An 18,518-nucleotide genomic window follows, 5' to 3' on the forward strand; every position below is an offset into this window, starting at 1 on the left:
GTATAGTAATATATTAAGAACTATTTTGATAAATTATTATACTGTAATATTTTAAAGGAGAATGAATTAAATGCTAACAGGTAAACAACGTAGTTATTTGAGAAGTCTGGCCAACAATATTGATCCAATATTTCAGGTTGGTAAAGGCGGAATTAATGATAATATGGTAAAACAGTTTAATGATGCACTTGAAGCCAGAGAGCTTATTAAAGTTTCGGTGCTTAAGAATTCAGTGGATGATACCAGGGAAGTGTGTAATGAGGCAGCTAATCTTACTGATTCTGAGGTAGTTCAGGTTATTGGAAATAAATTTGTATTATACAAAGAGTCAAAAGAGAATAAAGTTTTAGTACTACCATAAGAAAAAGAGTTTTAATCTCTTTTTCTTATCAAACTTTCAAGTATTTCACTATATATTTGATGTGAATATTTCTTCCAGTTTTCGCAGATAGTACGGCAATCACTTTTTGTGCCAACAGATATTTCTAAATCTATAAGTGAAAAATTGTCTTCACGGACCTGACATTTAACAATAAATTCACTTTCACTTTCTGGTGTGTAGTCTGCTTTCACCAGAGTTTCGGTTTTTATTCTTTTTCTTATATCAGTAATGCTTCTATCAATGCAGTTTTTAATTCCAATTGGTATGTGATTTGTAAAGTAACTCAATGTTTGTTTGCCTGAAGCTGTTATGGAATAATAAGTTTTATTGTCTACAACTTCAGATGACAGATATTCAACATCGCATAACTCATTTAGAAACTGTTGAAAAATAAAATAGTTCATAAATTGATTTTCAAGGATTATTTTTGTAATTTGCAAATTGCTTATTGGCATATTTGCTATATCAATAATATAAAGAAGAATGAGCTTGTTTTCAGCAAGTTCTTTATTGTTTAGCGCACTCATAGTTTACCTCCACCATTCCAAAAATCTACTGGTAATTATTATACCACAGTTTGATTGTTATTAGCTATATTGCCCATGATACTTTTGGAAAAACCTATCCTTTTAAATTTTTACCGGGTGTGCTAATATATATCATAATACTTGAATTGTCATTTAAATGAGGAGTTGGGAATTTGGAGTTTATTAGTGAAATTGAAAATAAATTAAAAGAAATGGGTGCCTCATTAGTTGGATTTTCCAATGTGAGCGATAATCTTCCAGAAAATTTAAAAAAGTTGAATTATGCTATAACAATTGGAATAAGACTCTCTGATTTTATTATTGATGAGATAACAGATAAACCGACCTTTACGTATTTTCATCATTACAGGACTGTAAATGCTCTAATTGATCAGATTACACTTCGAGGACTTCTTATGATACAGGAAAGAGGTTATAAGGTTTTAGCTGTTCCTGCTTCTCAAACTGTCAATGATTCTGAAGATAAATATTCAGGTATTTTTCCTCATAAAACAGCAGCGGTAAAAGCTGGTTTGGGATGGATCGGTAAAAACGGACTTTTTATAAGTTCGCAGTATGGGCCAAGAGTTAGATTAGGAACTATACTGACAGATATGGAGTTACCCTGCAGCAACTCTATTGTTGCTGGACGATGTGATGATTGTAATAGGTGCGTTAAAAGCTGCCCTGCTATGGCTTTAAGCGGCAACTGTTGGTCTGAAGGGTGTAGTAGGGGAGATATCATTGATGCAAAGGCATGCAGCGATTATATGAACTCAAAGTTTAAACATATCGGCAGGGGTTCTGTATGTGGTATATGTATGAAGGTTTGCCCTGGCAGATACCAACAATAAAGATATTTGATATAAAAGAGTTATTGGATTTTATTTAGAGTAATGCATAGGAGATAACACTAAATGAAAAAGGTTCTTTTAATAAATGATAGTAAGCTCCAAAATCAGATCATGAAAGATATGCTAAGCTCGTTTGATTACGAGGTTTGCATTACGGATGAATATAATGCAATAGTTACTGTTCATGACTTTCGTCCGGATTTAATAATTGCCAATTATATTATGAAGGAGACTACTGGTGATCAACTTTTGTCAGTTATAAAGATACAGTACCCTGAAATAAAATGTGTCATATCATCCAGTAATTCTATTGATATTAATGAATTTAACAGAAAGAAAATTAATGCTATAATTAGAACTCCAATAGATAAGAACGAGTTAAAAATGGCTTTAGAGAGTATTGATCCGGATATTTCTAAAAAAGTGGATGATGCTGATAATTATGAAGTAAAAAAATATTGCAGTAAATGTGGGCGCTTTATAGATTTTAATTTGAATGCGGAGAATTTTTTCTGCCAGTATTGTGGTCGACCAATATAGATGGTTGTTGGTAGATTATACGAATAACTGAAATGTTTCTTCGGATTTGTGTATAATTTAATAGTAGAAGCAAAAAATAGGTGAATATCTTGGCAGATTTTACAATATAACAATATAGCCATAAAAACTCACTTGATTTTTTATGTAATATGATTTAGGCTTATATTTGGTTATTTAAATATTAAATTTATTTGTGAGGGGTTTTTGGTATGAATGTTTCACTCGAAAGGATTAAAACCAATCCATTTGCGGATATAAAAAAACAATTTAATTTGTTTGATTTTATCTACATTATTTTTTTTGCAGGAGCTATTTTATGTAAGGCTGTGTTTATGCAGTTCCAGGCGCATATTAGTTTTAGGCCGCTTTTTTCTAAAATTAATATGTTTATGACCCTGTCAAGCATAGGCTTTGTTTTGATACTTTTTTCTATTTTGTTTATTTTTTATTCAAGGAATAAAGTCTTATTTCTTATAGCCAACATATTTTTATCAGTGTTTTTGTTTGCAGATGCAATGTATTTTCGTTATTACAACACAATCATTTCAGTTCCTGTAATATCTAATGCCAGATACTTAGGCGAAGTCGGGGGCAGTGCTGTCAGTTTGCTAAGAAAAAGTGATATTTTATATTTTTTTGATTTGCCTCTGTTTTTATTGTACCCGATAATTTTTAGGAAGAAAGCGCTTAAGAGTTCAATTTTCAGTAGATTGATAATTTCGATAGTTGCATTTGCCTTAGGTGTTACAAGTTTTGCAATTGCCAGAAATCAAAATGATTCGTCCGTTTACGATAATAACTATATGGTAAAGAATTTAGGTATCGGATACTTTCACTACTTTGATACAAAGAGGTTTTTAGCTGAAAACTTAAGGGATAAGAGCTTAAGTAGTCAGGAAAAACAGGATATAAAAGAACATCTGGAAAGAAAGAGCGAAAATTCAAGTGGTAGTAATTACAATGGCATAGCAAAGGGGAAGAATTTAATTGTTGTGCAGGTTGAAGCATTACAGCAGTTTGTTGTTGGATTGAAGATAAATGGAAAAGAAGTAACTCCTAACTTAAACAAGTTGGTTGGTGAAAGTGCATACTTCAATAATATTTATGTACAAGTTGCAGGAGGTAACACTTCTGACGCTGAATTTATGACAAACAACTCATTATATGCGGCAAAGGAAGGTACTGCATATTTTAGATTTGCAACAAATGACTATTATTCATTGCCAAAAGCACTGAAGGATTCGGGTTATAGTTCTTATGCTGCACACGCCTATACGCCTAGCTTTTGGAATAGAACTGAAATGTATAAAGCGATTGGTTTTGATAAGTTCATAAGTTCTAATGATTTTGTAATGGATGAATATATTGGTTGGGGTGGATGGGCATTAAGTGATGATTCATTTTATAGACAGACCTTAGGCGCTATTGACAAAAGCAAGCCATTTTATTCGTTTCTTATAACTCTTTCAAGTCACCATCCATATTCATATTTTGATGATAAGAAAACATTTGATGTTGGAGCGTATGATAAAACTTACCTCGGCAACTACTTGAAAGCTCAAAATTATGCTGATGCTGCTCTTGGGCGTTTTATTGAGAAACTTAAGGAGCAGGGGCTTTATGACAACAGCCTGCTGGTGATTTATGGGGATCACTATGGACTTCCTAAAGCACAGGCAGGGGAAGACTTGATCAAGCTGCTTAATGTAAGTAATAGTAAGCTGGATTGGGGAAAACTTCAAAAGGTGCCGGTGTTTATGCATTGCTCAGGATTGAAAAGCGGGGTTGTTGAAAAAACAGGCGGACAGGTTGATATATATCCTACAATAATGAACCTCATGGGACTAGATCACTATTATGGACTTGGAAAGGATTTATTTAATTGTAACGAAGGATATGCAGTTTTAAGAAACAGTTCGGTTGTAACTGGCGATTTCTTTTATTTCAGTGATGAGAACAAAGTATATGATTTTAAAAGCGGTCAGCAATTGAATAAAGCGTCTTATGATAAAAAAATTGGCGAATATCAGGAAGACTTGAGAATATCTGATTTAATTCTGGAAAAGAATGCTTATGGGAAAATGAAATTCGATAGATAGGTAAAAGTCTGCAAGCCCTTTAAGAGTTTGCAGACTTTTTTGATTTGAGGGATTTGATAAGTAAATGTCCCTGATATTTTATTGAAAAATGCAAACAAGGTGAAATTTACATTTGAAATTTATATATAAATAAATATAATTGAATTATGGGAACCTATGAATGAGAAGAAAAATACCAATAGCTTTATAATAGAATTAGTTAAAAACTAAATTCATAATTCACAGCATTAAGCTGGTGGTGTGGAGCATATCGTTATTACTTGATAAACATTTTTATTAAGTCATTTCATTGGATGAAGGCTACTCTAAATATTCGTTTTTCTTCTATATAGGTTCTGCATTACATAAGTAAAAAATAGCCTTTTTAAAATATCATGTTTCTAGAAAATAATGTATAGAAAGAGGATTTTGGATTGGTTATTATTTCTAATTCTTATAGACGAATGGAGCGATATTAATGACTTCAATATTTAAAGCAAACATTGCAAAAAGTGCAGCAGTAACTGTATTAGCGTTGTCTATATTTTTAACCGGATGTTCAAATAGTCCAAAAGTAGAGAATACTAAAACTCCGGAAGCATCATCTCAACCTTCTGCAATATCAGATGGAAACATAGCTTCTTCTCCAACACCTGCTAAGGTCGAACCTACTCCAGCACCTTCGATTGACCTTCAGGTTGTAAAGCCGGATGAATCAGGTAAGATAATGGTTGTAATGTTCCACAATTTTGTAGAGTCTTTTGAACCATCTAAATATGACAAAGGTGAATATACCACTACATTTGATGCATTCAGGAAGCTTTTACCCAGCCTTTATGAAGAAGGTTACAGGCTAATTAGCATGACTGACTATCTGAGTAATAACATCTCGGTGCCGGCAGGGTGTATACCGATGGTATTTACTTTTGATGATGGTACGCAAGGCCAGTTCAACCTCGTAAATGAAAGTGGCAATCTTGTGGTAAACAAGAACTCAGCAGTAGGTATTATTGAGGAATTTAACAAGACACATCCTGATTTTGGTGTTAGCGGTACTTTCTATGTAAACCTTGGAGATAATACTTTTAATGGAGAAGGTACTTTAGCACAAAGATTAAAATACCTTACTGACAAAGGTTTTGAAATTGGCAATCATACTTATACGCATATAAACCTCAAAGAGGCAAAAGATGCTAATCAGATTCAAAAGGAAATTGGCCTTAACCAAAAGACTATGTATGAACTAATACCGGAGTACAAGATGAATACTTTTTCATTGCCATACGGAGCACCTTCAAAAAATCTAAAAGAATATGTACAAAAAGGTGAGTACGAAGGAACAAAATATGAGAACTTCGGAATAATGGAAGTGGGATGGGATCCAACATATTCGCCTGTAAGCAAATCGTTTAATCCGCTTTCGATTCATCGGGTGAGAGCTTCGGGAATTAATCCTGTAGATGCTGATCTGGCCTGGTGGATTAAAAATCTTTCAAGGGAAGGTCAGTATATTAGCGATGGCAACTCTGATACAGTAACTGTACCTAAGTCCAAGGAAGAAAATGTAGATAATAGTAAGCTCCAAGGGAAAAAAATTGTGGTATATTAGTAATGAATATATAATAATACAGACTATTATGTAGCACTGACCTAAAAAGTCAGTGCTATTTTTCGTGATCAATAAGTACAACATACAAGTTGTCAACATCCCTTTATTAATTTGCTATAACATAATATTTACTAATTATAATAATACATGTTTGTTTTAATTTGCATAATTTACTATATTATAATATAATTAATGTGTATTTCTATTTGTACATTGTTTTATAACAGTATATTGATAGGGAGTGTTTTGAATGACTAAGGTTTGTTCTAGCTTTGATTCCAGTAAAGCCAAAAGAAAAGAACTGACGGATGCAGAGGTAAAAAGAAAAGCAGTAAAGTTGGTTATTTCTCATATGAAAAAGAAGATATCTCAAGAATTTATTGGCTCTGAACATGTGAACGAGTGGATAGGAGATATGGATAAACTGTTGGATAGTTCTGAATTTAACCTTTCGGAGTATATTCAAATGAGAAGAAGCTTGAATGATGTGATTGAGAGAACCATGGATGAAAGCATGCGTTTTAAGCTTAGAGACTCATGGTGTAGTTTTGGTCGCGCACTCGATAAAAAAGTAAAACTATAGGTATTTTAATTTGCAGGTATTTAAACAAGCTCCGTAAAGGGGCTTTGTTTATGTGCAGCTATATGAGTGTGGAAGATTGGTATTCAATTAATGGAGATATGATTCATTGATTGCAACTTAGTGTTTTAAAAGGAAATATTATACATTTAGAGGGAAATGATATATTATATCTTTGGGGCAGAAAATTGCTCTATAACAACATTAAGTTAAGTGAGGTAATAGGCTATGTTTTTAAAGAGGAAAGAGAAAAACACGCATAATGATGTAGTAGCAAAAATAAGAGGAGAAATAATACAAAGTCTTAAGAAAAAGGGAATTAGTTTTTCTGAGATTGATGTGGATTTTAGGCAGGAAAATGTAAGTTTAAAGCTATCAATAAATGAAAAATAGTTTTACTTTGACCATAGAGGATTTTACGCTGCCTTTTCACAAATTTATTAAATAAAAAATAGCTATGACATAATAAATATCAATATGCCATAGCTATTTTAAACCATTCATTACTTCAAATTTTGCGACTTTATAAACTCTCTGCCGCTTTGGATAGCAGCAAGTACTCTTTCTTTAGCAGGACCTCCAGGAAGATTCCTTCCTGATACGCAGGTTTCAAGACTTATTTCTTTATAGACATCTTCACCTATTAAATCAGAAAAGCCCTTAAACTCTTCCATAGTAAGCTCATCAATAGCTTTGTTGTTTCCTATGCAATAAAGCACCATTTTGCCTATTATTTCATGGGCATTTCTAAACGGAATACCTTTTTTTACTAGATAGTCTGCTATGTCGGTGGCATTGGTAAAACCACCTTGTGCCGCCTTGTACATATTTTCTCTTCTTACCTTCATTGTTGCTATCATATTAGTGAAAACAGGTAAACAAAGTTTAACTGTATCAACCGAATCAAAAATGGATTCCTTGTCTTCCTGCATATCCTTGTTGTATGCTAAAGGCAGTGATTTCATAACAGTCAAAAGCCCAATAAGACTTCCATAGACTCTTCCTGTTTTGCCCCTTACAAGCTCTGCTACATCAGGATTTTTTTTCTGAGGCATTATGCTACTGCCGGTACTGTAAGCATCATCCATCTCAACAAACGCGAATTCATGTGAGGACCACATGATAAGCTCTTCACTGAATCTACTGAGGTGCATCATAATAATTGAGAGACATGATGCAAGTTCAATGGCAAAATCTCTATCACTAACTCCATCAAGACTGTTTTCAGTTATATCGTCAAATCCAAGTTCATCTGCAACCATATGCCTGTCAAGAGGATATGTGGTTGATGCAAGTGCCCCAGAGCCGAGCGGCATCACATTAATCCTCTTGTAACAGTCATCGAGTCTACATAAATCGCGCTTGAACATCTGAAAGTATGCCATCATATGATGGGCGAGGGTAATAGGTTGAGCCCTCTGAAGATGGGTATACCCAGGTAGTATTACATCCAGGTTTTTTTCAGATATATCCATCAGCGTATTTTCCAGTGAAACAAGTATTTTTTTAATTTCAATTACTTCGTCCTTAAGATACATTCTGATATCGAGGGCAACCTGATCATTACGGCTTCTGCCGGTATGAAGCCTTTTCCCTACATCGCCGATTCTTGTAATCAGGATCTTTTCTATATTCATATGTATATCTTCAGCGTCTATTTCAAACTCCACCTGACCGTTTTCAATATCCTTTAAAATTTCTTTTAAAGTAGCCTGAATCAAATCAGAGTCTTCCTGAGAAATTATTTTGCATTTTCCAAGCATCTTCGCATGAGCAATACTGCCAAGTATATCCTGCTTATACATGCGGCTGTCAAACCTTATTGATGAATTAAAATCATCAACCGATTTGTCAGTGCTTTTTTCAAATCTACCGCCCCAGAGCTTCATTTTATCACCTTACTTGTTCTTATTTTTTTCTTTCATAAGAGCACTAACTTTCATAGGTAATCCGAAGAGATTGATAAATCCTTCAGCATCTTTTTGGTTGTAAACAGCGTCTCTTCCAAAAGTTGAAAGCTCTTCGCTGTAAAGTGAGTAATCGGATTTTGCACCTGCACTCATAAGATTACCTTTATAAAGCTTCATTCTTACTGTACCTGTCACATTTTCCTGTGTAACATCAACAAAAGCAGATAATGCTTCACGAAGAGGTGTATACCATTGTCCAAAGTATACTAATTCAGCAAATCTTTGAGAAACAATATCTTTGTAGTGAAGTGTATCTCTGTCAAGGCACAATAACTCAAGTTCTCTGTGAGCAGCATAAAGTATAGTACCGCCAGGAGTTTCATAAACGCCTCTCGATTTCATACCAACAAGTCTGTTCTCAACCATGTCAACAATTCCTACACCATTTTCTCCACCAATTTTGTTTAACACAGCGATTAACTCAACTGGGCCATATTCAACACCATTAACCTTTTTAGGAATACCTTTTTCAAAGTATATTTCAACATAAGTAGGCTTGTCTGGAGCCTTCTCAGGGGATACCATAAGTTTTAACAGCTTATCGTATTGCGGTTCGTTCCATGGATCTTCAAGGTCTGAACCTTCGTGGCTCAAGTGCCATAAGTTTCTGTCCATACTGTAGTTGTCTTTTTTGGAAACAGGAATTGGAATATTTCTTGCTTCAGCATATTCAATTGCATCTTCTCTTGATTTGATATCCCATATTCTCCAAGGTGCAATTATCTTAAGGTGTGGTGCCAATGCTTTAACTGTAAGCTCAAATCTAACCTGGTCATTTCCTTTACCTGTTGCACCGTGACAAATGGCAGTTGCGCCTTCTCTTTCAGCTATTTCAACCATTCTTTTTGCTATTATAGGTCTTGCAAAGGATGTACCTAAAAGGTATTTACCCTCGTAGATAGCCCCAGCCTTTAGTGTTGGGAAAATAAAATCCTTAACAAAAACTTCATTTAAGTCTTCAATATAAATTTTGCTTGCACCTGTTTTAATAGCTTTTTCGTTTAATGGATCAAGTTCTTCTCCTTGACCAACATCAGCTGCCATCGCAATAACTTCATAGTCATAGTTTTCTTTAAGCCAGGGAATAATTATCGATGTATCCAATCCTCCTGAATATGCCAGGATTACTTTTTCCTTTTGACTCATATTAATACCTCCTCAAATATGTTAGAATATTTAATAAATATGATTATATATTTTTCTAATAAATATAATGGAATATATTATACAATAAGATGTATAAATATGCAACAAAACATATAATTATTCATATAACAATTGTTTTATATTTTTTTATGGGATGTGGGCAAATGATAATATTAGGAATCGATCCTGGGTTTGCAATAACCGGTTATGGTGTAGTAAAATATGAGGGGAACAAATTTTCGGTTGTTGATTATGGAGCAATTACGACTGAGAGTTCTATGGAGTTTCCGAAGAGGCTGTTGTATCTTCACGATTCTCTTAAGGAATTGATCAGCAGGCATAAACCTGATGCTATTTCAATAGAGGAATTGTTCTTCAATAAAAATATTAAAACGGCACTTACTGTTGGACATGGAAGGGGAGTAGCGGTATTAGCGGCTGCAGAGAGTGGTATAGATGTTTATGAATATACACCTCTTCAGGTAAAACAGTCAGTGGTTGGTTACGGAAGGGCAGAAAAAGCGCAGGTTCAGCAAATGATAAAGGTTATCCTAAACCTTCCTAAAATACCAAAGCCAGATGATGTGGCAGATGCATTGGCTATTGCAATATGCCATGGGCATTCTCACAGGATGGCTGGACTAACTAAATATTGAATTTTTCTTATAGCTTTGTGTTATGAAGTTATACTATAAGAAAAAGCGGGAATTAACCCAGTAGGTTTATGGGTGGTAATATCAGAAGTCTCATTACGAAAAAACGGAGGGAAAACTATTGTTTGCATACATTAGAGGAAAACTTGAATACAAGCATAATGAATATATTGTTGTTGAAGCGAATGGAGTGGGATATAAGATTTACACTTCCTTATCAACAATTCAAAACGTTGAATCGATAGGAAGTGAAGTAAAGATATATACACACCTTTATGTGCGTGAAGATATTATGAGCCTTTACGGTTTTTTGACTCAAGAGGAGATGGGAATGTTTGAGCTGCTTTTGGGGGTTTCAGGCGTTGGGCCTAAGGCTGCTATTTCTGTAATATCTTCTATGTCGCCATCTAAATTTGGCCTTTCGGTTATTACTGATGACTATAAGTCACTTACGAAAGCTCAGGGAATTGGCAACAAAATGGCGCAGAGGATAATTCTCGAGCTTAAGGATAAGATAGATAAAACAGATATGGTTACTTCTTTTAATGGCAAGGATGGAGCTATACCTGCAAATAATGACAACTCAAGAGTTTCAGAAGCAATAAGTGCGCTGGTTGTTTTGGGTTATACTGCTACTGAAGCTAGTAAGGCTGTAGCTTCAGTATATTCAGATGATATGGATCTGGAATGTATTATAAAGAGTGCGCTTAAAGGGCTTGCCAGAAGTTAAGGTTTCTATTTGATTTTCCTTTAGAGAAGCAGGTAAAGGTAGTTTTGTTCGGATTTAAGGAATTTTGCGGAGCAAAAATCCTAAAATCGAGAGGGGCTAAATGCCCCCGAGATTTTGATTAAGTTTTGGAGGAAAATAATATGGAAGATAGACTTATAGGTTGTAATGTAAATGAAGAAGATGTTGATGAATCAAGTCTTAGACCAAGAAGGCTAAATGAATATATTGGCCAGAAAAAAGTTAAGGAAAATCTGGTCGTATTTATAGAAGCAGCAAAGAAGAGGAAGGAAGCCCTAGACCATGTATTGCTATACGGTCCTCCAGGATTGGGAAAAACAACGCTTGCCAGTATAATAGCTTCAGAGCTTGGAGTAAATATAAGGATTACATCCGGTCCGGCAATTGAAAAGCCTGGGGATCTTGCTGCAATATTGACCAACCTGGGAAATTATGATGTACTGTTTATAGATGAAATACACAGACTTAATAGGAGTGTTGAAGAAATATTATATCCGGCTATGGAGGATTATGCCCTGGACATTATCATCGGCAAGGGGCCAAGTGCAAGATCTATAAGACTGGATTTGCCCAAGTTTACCCTGATAGGGGCTACTACAAGGGCAGGACTTTTAACTTCTCCACTTAGAGATAGGTTTGGAGTTATAAACAAACTTGAAATGTATACTCCGAAAGAGCTAAAGGCTATAGTAGAAAGGTCTGCAGGAATATTATCCATAGGAATAGAAGAAGATGCGTCCGAAGAGATAGCAAGACGCTCAAGAGGTACTCCTAGAATTGCAAACAGAATTTTAAAAAGGGTGAGGGATTTTGCTCAGGTAAAAGGAGAAGGGCTGATTACAAAAGAGATTGCAAGTATGAGCCTTGATGCTCTTGAGATTGATCCTATTGGTTTGGACGGTGTGGATAGGAGTTTGCTTATGAGTATTATAGATAAATTTGCTGGAGGGCCTGTAGGCTTGGATACCTTAGCTGCTACTACAGGAGAGGAAACAAATACAATTGAAGATGTATATGAGCCATATCTGCTTCAACTTGGTTTTATCAATAAAACTCCAAGAGGAAGAGTCGCAACAAAACTTGCATATGATCACTTTGGCTTAAGATATGAATAAGTAGGAAGGTGTAAATATTATGAAACTGTTACTTCATATGTGCTGCGGGCCTTGTGCAGTTTATCCTGTAAGTGTAATACGTGAAGAAGGTATAGAATTTGAAGGCCTGTTTTTTAATCCTAATATTCATCCCAAGGAGGAGTTACTAAGAAGAAAGGAAAATGTAGAGAAGCTAGCTGCTATTAAGGATATAAAAGTAAATTACAATGATGAATTCAGGCAAAAAGATTGGGAGAATTATGACAACACCAATATTAGCAGATGCAATATGTGCTATACTACAAGAATTGAGGAAGCAGCAAAAACAGCTGCAATAAAAGGGTTTAATGCTTTTTCTACCACACTTTTGGTGAGTCCTTACCAAAATCATGATTTAATCAAGATGTTAGGTGAAAAATATGCTTTAGAGTATGGTGTTGAATTCTATTACAAAGATTTTAGACCGGGTTTCCGAAAGGGGCAACAGGAAGCAAAAGATATTGGATTATATCGCCAGAAATACTGTGGATGTATCATATCTCTTTCTGAGTCAAACGGTAATAAAAAATAGGGACCTGATGGTATTTTTGTAACTACTGGGACACAGCAACTAAAGCTGTTTTTTAAATATAGATATTTAGAGCAAAAATCATTGATTTTTTTCCCAATATATGATACCTTATATATGGGAGATTATAGTTTTTTTCACTGTTTTGATTATGGGTAAGGGAGTTAAAATGTATGTTGTTTCCGTTTATTAAAAACAATTATCTAAGCATCGATGTAGGCTTTAGAAATATTAAAGTGGTGGAGGTCGCAGTTAATAGGAGCAATGAGGTTTATATAAAAAATTTTGGTATTGCTTCTACTCCACTAAATTGTATCAAAAATGGTGTTATAAAAAACGTAGATGCAGTTTCAAGTGAGATCAGTAGGATAATTAGAGAGAACAATATGAAGGTAAAAAAGTCCAAGATTGTTATGTCGGGGACTAGTATAATATCCCGTGTTTTTTTAGTTGATAAGGTTTCTGACCAAGATCTGGATGCTGTGGTCAACAGTGCAATAGGTAAAAATATGCCTATAAATCTTGAAGAACATAAAATTGACTATAAGGTTTTGCAAGAATTAAAGGAAAATGGCCAGGATAAGCTTAAAATATTTGTTACTGCCGTGAGAAAGAATATAATAAACAGTTACATAGATGTTCTTTTCGAATTGGGTTTGAAGCCTATTTCAGTTGATATACCAGCCAATAGTACAGCAAAATTTTTTAACAGAGATATAAAGGTTAATATAGATAATGTAAAATTTGTTAATCCAAATAAGGGATTAAATAAGGATGCTTTTGCTGTTATTGACTTTGGTTCTGAAACTACAATAATTAATATATTGAGAAATAGAATTCTAGAGTTTAACAAGGTTATACTAACTGGTAGCTCTAATATGGATGAGGCCATTTCGACAGCAGCTAAAAAGTCTATAATGGATGCTGAAAGATTGAAAAAAATGTATGGTATATCTATGCCGCCTGCTTTCGATGGATCAGAGGAGCATATTAAGGTTTATAAAACATTGAAAGATATGGTTGACAAGCTTATAAACCAGATTTATATGTGTTTGACTTTCTATGAAGCAAGGTGTTATGGGGTTAAGGTTGGCAAGATATTTATCATAGGTGGAGGATCGCTGCTTAAAGGCTTAAGTGACTATATGGAACAGGCGCTCCAAATTCCGGTTTATCCCGTAGGACTACTTGATATTGATGGAATTGATATAAACAGAAATCTCAATAGTGAAAAGCTGAACTTTTTGGTTAACGCTGTAGGAATTACATTATAATTCATTAGTTTTTAATGCAAATATTTTTCTTATAGAATAGTAGAAGAAAGCTTAAATTTATGAGCTTTCTTTTATTTTTTGAGAAATTTCAGTGCAAATGTTCAAAATCGATAGACTAAATGCCTTTGTTTTTTTGTATCATTAAGTAATCCCTAGGTTACATTAAATATGTTAAGATTTTTTACTTTTATTACAATTCTATTACAAATTTATTACTTTCCGCTTATTATGACAGGAAAACAGCAGTATATGTCGAAGATACTATTTATAGATAGTATTTTGTCTAAGTACTATTTTGTAGCTCCATAATATTACTAAAGAGAAATTTATCGAGGTGTCAGCTATGAAAAAATTGGTCTGTATTTATTTAATGCTATTTACTTTTCTTATTACCGGTATTAGTACATATGCACAAGACTTATTGCTGAAGTATGATGGTTCGACACATAGTTATAAAGGGAATATATTCAAACTGATGGTAAATGGAGAGACTGTTACTTCAGATATTCCCCCTATAATTATTAATGGCCGTTCTTTGGTTCCGGTTAGGGCAGTGTTTGAGAAGCTTGGGGCGACTGTATCCTGGGATTCAAAAAGCCAGAAAGTTACCGTGGCGTACAGCGGTAATAATGTTGAACTCAAGATAAATGATAGTTATGCTCTGATAAATGGTATCAAGAGTAAAATGGAGGTTCCTGCCAAAGTAATTAATGATAGGACAATGGTACCCTTGCGCTTTGTTGGGGAACAGTTAAATATGGAAGTTGCTTGGGACGCCAATAAGGGTGAGATTGCTGTTAATAGCAAAAAAACATCTGAATTGTCCAGACTGAATAATATAAATTATATTAAGGGAAAAAGTGGGCAAAGTGTTACTATAGATTTGGATAAATTCCAAAATTATAGAATAATGAGGTTACCTTCACCTGACAGGGTTATAGTTGATTTTACTAATACAAAGGTTGTGAGTGAAAAACAAAGTATTGTCGTAAACGAGGAACTCTTAAAAACTGTCAAATGCAGTCAATTTGAAGGTAACACTGCACGCGTGGTTTTGGAATTGGAAGGTCAGCCCCAGTATCAGGTAACGGAAAATAAAAATCAATTATTGCTTAACATACAAAAGGGAGTACCTTCAACAAGCTCGGGTAATACTGGAACTCAGCTGCCTGCAGATGGAGTTGTTGTTCCTGCTGATAATCAATTGAGTGTTAAGCACATTGATAAAACCGAATATGAAGCAGTAGTAATCGGGGTTAAGGACTGTACTGGTTACAAAGCATTTAAACTTTCTACCCCTGATAGAATTGTAATTGATTTACCAAAAGCAATAGCTTCAAAGGAGCAGCAAACTATAGATATAGATAGTGCATTGATTAAGTCAGTTAGATATGCTGGAAAAGACGCAGACGGTGCAAGAGTTGTTATAGATACAAAGACGGCTCTTCAGTATAAGCTGGTTGAAAGTAACGGGTCTCTTATAGCATATGTTGCAAAGAGTATTGATTTAATTTCATCTACAACATCAAGAGGTGAAGTAGATAGGGCAGAAGAAAATAAACTTAGCGTAAGTTATAAGAATGAAGAAAACCATGAAAAAGTAAAAATGTCTTTAAATGACTACTCTGGTTACAACATTATAAAGCAGTTGGAACTTAATCGTATTGTTATTGATTTTCCTAATTCATCTGCACCAAGTATCGAACAGAAAATAAATATAAAAAGCAGTCAGATAGAGAATATAAGGTATGCTGGTGTGAATAATTCATCGTCGAGAGTAATTATTCAGCTAATTGCTCAGTGCCAATATGTTGTTGTTGAAGAAGCTGGAGCGCTTACAATAAATATAATTCCAAGCGTTACGGGGGACGTTTCCCAAACCGATGACGACCAAACTAGTGCAACCACCAAAGTAACTCCAAAACCAACAGTAGTTGTTACACCAAAATCAACAATGACTGTTACACCAACACCAACAGCTATAGTAACTGCAAAACCAATCAACACAGGTAGTGAAGATTCAATAAAAATTGAATATAACTATAGTGAGGGCACTGAAAAGGTTATAATATGGGCAAAAGATTGTAAAAGCTATAATATATGGAGGATTACAGGACCTGACAGAATTGTTCTGGATATCCCTAATTATAAAGCAGGCAAGGAACAGAAGTTAGATATATCCAGCAGTAATATTAGTTCAATAAGGTCAGCGCAATTTGAGGAGACTACTGCGCGAGTTGTAATTGATGTAATCGGTCAACCACAATACAAAGCTGTCAAGTCAGATGAGCAGATTGTACTTACAATAGAAAAACCTTTATATAAAAATATTACTTACAGCAATAGCGGCGACAGAGTATACTTCACACTGAATGGAGCTAAACTTACTGAAGGTGGAGAGGAACTTAAAAAGTTATATACTGATAAGTATGATTATGACAACAGACTGTACACTGTAACATTTCCAAGTGAGCTTGCAGATTTAGGAAGTGGCATTATAGATATAAACGACAATATTGTTAATGATGTTAATGTAGAAACTAATGCTGACACGAAACAAACCACTTTAGTGTTCAGTACAAAGGAAAGATTCAATTATGAAATAATAACGAGGGCTTCTGAAAATAACACTACAATAACTCTTTTAAAGGAAATATCAAATAAAGACCAACTTGTTGTTATAGATGCTGGTCATGGTGGTAGTGACCCTGGTGCCTCATATGGGGGAGTATACGAGAAGGATCTGAACCTTGATATTGCAAAAAGGCTTAATAAACTGCTTGAGAGCAAGGGTATCAAGACATATATGACGAGAGAGGATGATAGTTTTGTAGGCCTTTATGAAAGAGCATATATAGCAAACAATATGAATGCAACTCTATTCATAAGTATTCATAACAATGCTTATCATTCGAAGTATAAAGGCACTGAGACTTTATATTATCCGTCAAGTGCAGATAGTACAGGTTTTTCCGGCAAGAGGTTTGCAGAGTTGATTCAAAATGAAATGGTAAATGATTTAGGCACATATGATAGAGGAATTGTTGAAAGACCGAATCTAGTGGTGCTAAAAGCAACGAAGATGCCTGCAGCACTTGCGGAGGTTGCATTCTTAACAAATAGCGGAGATTTGGCAAAACTAAAGTCTGAAGAATTCAGACAAAAAGCGGCACAAGCGCTTTGTGATGCAATACTTCAATCTCTTGAGGAAGTTAAATAGATTAGAAGCAAATAAGGCTAGAGGGTGAAATTATAGCCGAAGTTATATATTTAGCATTCCTATGTTAATTTTAAAGAGCTAGGGTCAGAGAGTGGTCAAACGCCACTCTCTTTTTATGAAGTCGTAATTCCTATAGTGTTCGAGTTCTAGGACATAATGTGCATAACAAATACTGGCATTAATTGCTGTTTTGTGCTATTATTATATATTGTAAATAACGGGGACAAAATGAATTTAAATTAATAGATAGATAAAATGAAAGGTTGTGTTAAAATGGCTGTACTTGTAACTGGTGGAGCAGGCTATATTGGAAGTCATACTGTTGCAGAGCTTCTAGAAAGGAATGAAGAAGTAATAATTGTTGATAATCTTGAAAAGGGTCATAAGCCTGCTGTTCTTGGAGGAAAACTTATAGTTGGAGACCTGAGGGACAAGGAATTTATAAAAAATGTATTTCTGCAAAATGATATAGAAGCAGTTATACACTTTGCTGCTTATATTGAAGTTGGTGAAAGTGTTACAGACCCACTAAAATATTATAATAACAATGTTGCGGTTACTTTAAATTTACTTACCGCTATGAAGGAAGCGGGAGTAAAAAAAGTAGTATTTTCTTCAACTGCTGCTACTTATGGTGAACCTGAAAATATTCCAATACTTGAGACAGATAGGACATTCCCAACGAATCCATATGGAGAAACAAAGCTGTCTGTTGAAAAAGCTTTAAAATGGTCTGATGGGGCATATGGTATCAAGCATGTTATATTAAGGTATTTTAATGCCTGTGGAGCGCATATAAGCGGTAATATTGGAGAAGATCATAGTCCCGAATCACATCTTATACCGCTGATTATTCAGGCTGCTATGGGTAAAAGGGACTCAATCAAGATGTTTGGAAATGACTATAATACTCCCGATGGAACTTGCGTAAGGGATTATATACATGTATCAGATCTGGCACAGGCACATTATCTTGCTTTACAGAAACTCAGGAATGAAGATAAAAGTGATATATACAACCTTGGAAATGGAAAAGGTTTTTCGGTTAAGGAAGTAGTTGATGTAGTAAGGAAGGTTACTGGTAAGAGTATCACTGCTGTTGATGCGCCGAGACGTCCTGGCGACCCTGCTATATTGGTAGCATCTTCAGAAAAAATCAAGAAGGAATTGAACTGGAAGCCTAGGATGAATGATCTGGAGACAATAGTAAGTACGGCATGGGAATGGCATAGTAAACATCCAAATGGATATAATGACAAGTAAACGAGCAGATTA

17 protein-coding genes are annotated in these 18,518 nt (G+C 34.7%); 14 read left to right on the forward strand and 3 right to left on the reverse strand.

The window, feature by feature from the left end; translation table 11 throughout:
- The first annotated feature begins 70 nt into the window (after positions 1-70).
- Entirely contained in the window at positions 71-361 is a 291-nt protein-coding gene (gene yhbY / locus ACECE_RS0223275; protein WP_010251664.1) for a ribosome assembly RNA-binding protein YhbY, read from the forward strand.
- An 11-nt stretch (positions 362-372) separates the two neighbouring features.
- On the opposite strand, the gene ACECE_RS0223280 is transcribed toward yhbY, so the two are convergent.
- Positions 373-909 (reverse strand): DUF4364 family protein, encoded by a 537-nt coding sequence (locus ACECE_RS0223280; RefSeq protein ID WP_010251668.1) that lies wholly within the window; start codon positions 907-909, stop codon positions 373-375.
- Positions 910-1,082: 173 nt separating this feature from the next.
- Between ACECE_RS0223280 and ACECE_RS0223285 the strand changes: the two genes are divergently transcribed.
- The 6 genes from ACECE_RS0223285 (at position 1,083) to ACECE_RS30510 (ending at position 6,963) form a co-directional block, all read left to right on the forward strand.
- Positions 1,083-1,763, forward strand: coding sequence for a 4Fe-4S double cluster binding domain-containing protein (locus ACECE_RS0223285; RefSeq protein ID WP_010251671.1), 681 nt, complete (start codon positions 1,083-1,085; stop codon positions 1,761-1,763).
- A gap of 63 nt (positions 1,764-1,826) precedes the next feature.
- Positions 1,827-2,303 carry a response regulator gene (locus ACECE_RS0223290; protein ID WP_010251673.1) on the forward strand — a complete coding sequence of 159 codons (477 nt, stop codon included), beginning with the start codon at positions 1,827-1,829 and terminating at the stop codon, positions 2,301-2,303.
- Between the two features lie 209 nt (positions 2,304-2,512).
- Positions 2,513-4,402 (forward strand): LTA synthase family protein, encoded by a 1,890-nt coding sequence (locus tag ACECE_RS0223295; protein WP_010251677.1) that lies wholly within the window; start codon positions 2,513-2,515, stop codon positions 4,400-4,402.
- Positions 4,403-4,859: 457 nt separating this feature from the next.
- Positions 4,860-5,990: a polysaccharide deacetylase family protein gene (locus tag ACECE_RS0223300; protein ID WP_010251679.1), complete on the forward strand. Its 1,131-nt coding sequence runs from the start codon at positions 4,860-4,862 to the stop codon at positions 5,988-5,990.
- A gap of 250 nt (positions 5,991-6,240) precedes the next feature.
- The gene (locus tag ACECE_RS0223305) at positions 6,241-6,573 is read left to right on the forward strand and encodes a hypothetical protein (RefSeq protein ID WP_010251680.1); all 333 of its coding nucleotides are present in this window, start codon (positions 6,241-6,243) and stop codon (positions 6,571-6,573) included.
- Between the two features lie 225 nt (positions 6,574-6,798).
- A complete protein-coding gene (locus tag ACECE_RS30510) occupies positions 6,799-6,963 on the forward strand; it encodes a metal-dependent phosphohydrolase (protein WP_085946266.1) in 165 nt (54 codons plus the stop codon).
- Between the two features lie 110 nt (positions 6,964-7,073).
- On the opposite strand, the gene argH is transcribed toward ACECE_RS30510, so the two are convergent.
- Positions 7,074-8,459 carry an argininosuccinate lyase gene (gene argH / locus ACECE_RS0223315; protein WP_010251682.1) on the reverse strand — a complete coding sequence of 462 codons (1,386 nt, stop codon included), beginning with the start codon at positions 8,457-8,459 and terminating at the stop codon, positions 7,074-7,076.
- 9 nt (positions 8,460-8,468) lie between these two features.
- Positions 8,469-9,686, reverse strand: coding sequence for an argininosuccinate synthase (locus tag ACECE_RS0223320; protein WP_010251683.1), 1,218 nt, complete (start codon positions 9,684-9,686; stop codon positions 8,469-8,471).
- A gap of 164 nt (positions 9,687-9,850) precedes the next feature.
- Between ACECE_RS0223320 and ruvC the strand changes: the two genes are divergently transcribed.
- From ruvC to galE, 7 genes are all read left to right on the forward strand, one after another.
- Positions 9,851-10,342, forward strand: a complete 492-nt coding sequence (gene ruvC, locus ACECE_RS0223325) for a crossover junction endodeoxyribonuclease RuvC (RefSeq protein WP_010251685.1) — start codon at positions 9,851-9,853, stop codon at positions 10,340-10,342.
- A gap of 118 nt (positions 10,343-10,460) precedes the next feature.
- Complete coding sequence (gene ruvA / locus ACECE_RS0223330) at positions 10,461-11,069, forward strand: Holliday junction branch migration protein RuvA (RefSeq protein WP_010251688.1); 609 nt, start codon at positions 10,461-10,463, stop codon at positions 11,067-11,069.
- A gap of 140 nt (positions 11,070-11,209) precedes the next feature.
- Entirely contained in the window at positions 11,210-12,202 is a 993-nt protein-coding gene (gene ruvB / locus ACECE_RS0223335; RefSeq protein WP_010251691.1) for a Holliday junction branch migration DNA helicase RuvB, read from the forward strand.
- A gap of 19 nt (positions 12,203-12,221) precedes the next feature.
- Positions 12,222-12,752, forward strand: coding sequence for an epoxyqueuosine reductase QueH (locus tag ACECE_RS0223340; RefSeq protein ID WP_010251692.1), 531 nt, complete (start codon positions 12,222-12,224; stop codon positions 12,750-12,752).
- A gap of 170 nt (positions 12,753-12,922) precedes the next feature.
- Entirely contained in the window at positions 12,923-14,023 is a 1,101-nt protein-coding gene (gene pilM / locus ACECE_RS0223345; RefSeq protein ID WP_010251695.1) for a type IV pilus assembly protein PilM, read from the forward strand.
- 343 nt (positions 14,024-14,366) lie between these two features.
- On the forward strand, positions 14,367-17,243 hold the full coding sequence (locus ACECE_RS0223350; RefSeq protein WP_010251697.1) for an N-acetylmuramoyl-L-alanine amidase: 2,877 nt from the start codon (positions 14,367-14,369) through the stop codon (positions 17,241-17,243).
- Positions 17,244-17,516: 273 nt separating this feature from the next.
- A complete protein-coding gene (gene galE / locus ACECE_RS0223355) occupies positions 17,517-18,506 on the forward strand; it encodes a UDP-glucose 4-epimerase GalE (protein ID WP_010251700.1) in 990 nt (329 codons plus the stop codon).
- Positions 18,507-18,518 lie beyond the last annotated feature (12 nt).

Origin of the sequence: Acetivibrio cellulolyticus CD2 (assembly GCF_000179595.2) — a bacterium.
GTDB classification, from domain to species: Bacteria; Bacillota; Clostridia; order Acetivibrionales; family Acetivibrionaceae; genus Acetivibrio; species Acetivibrio cellulolyticus.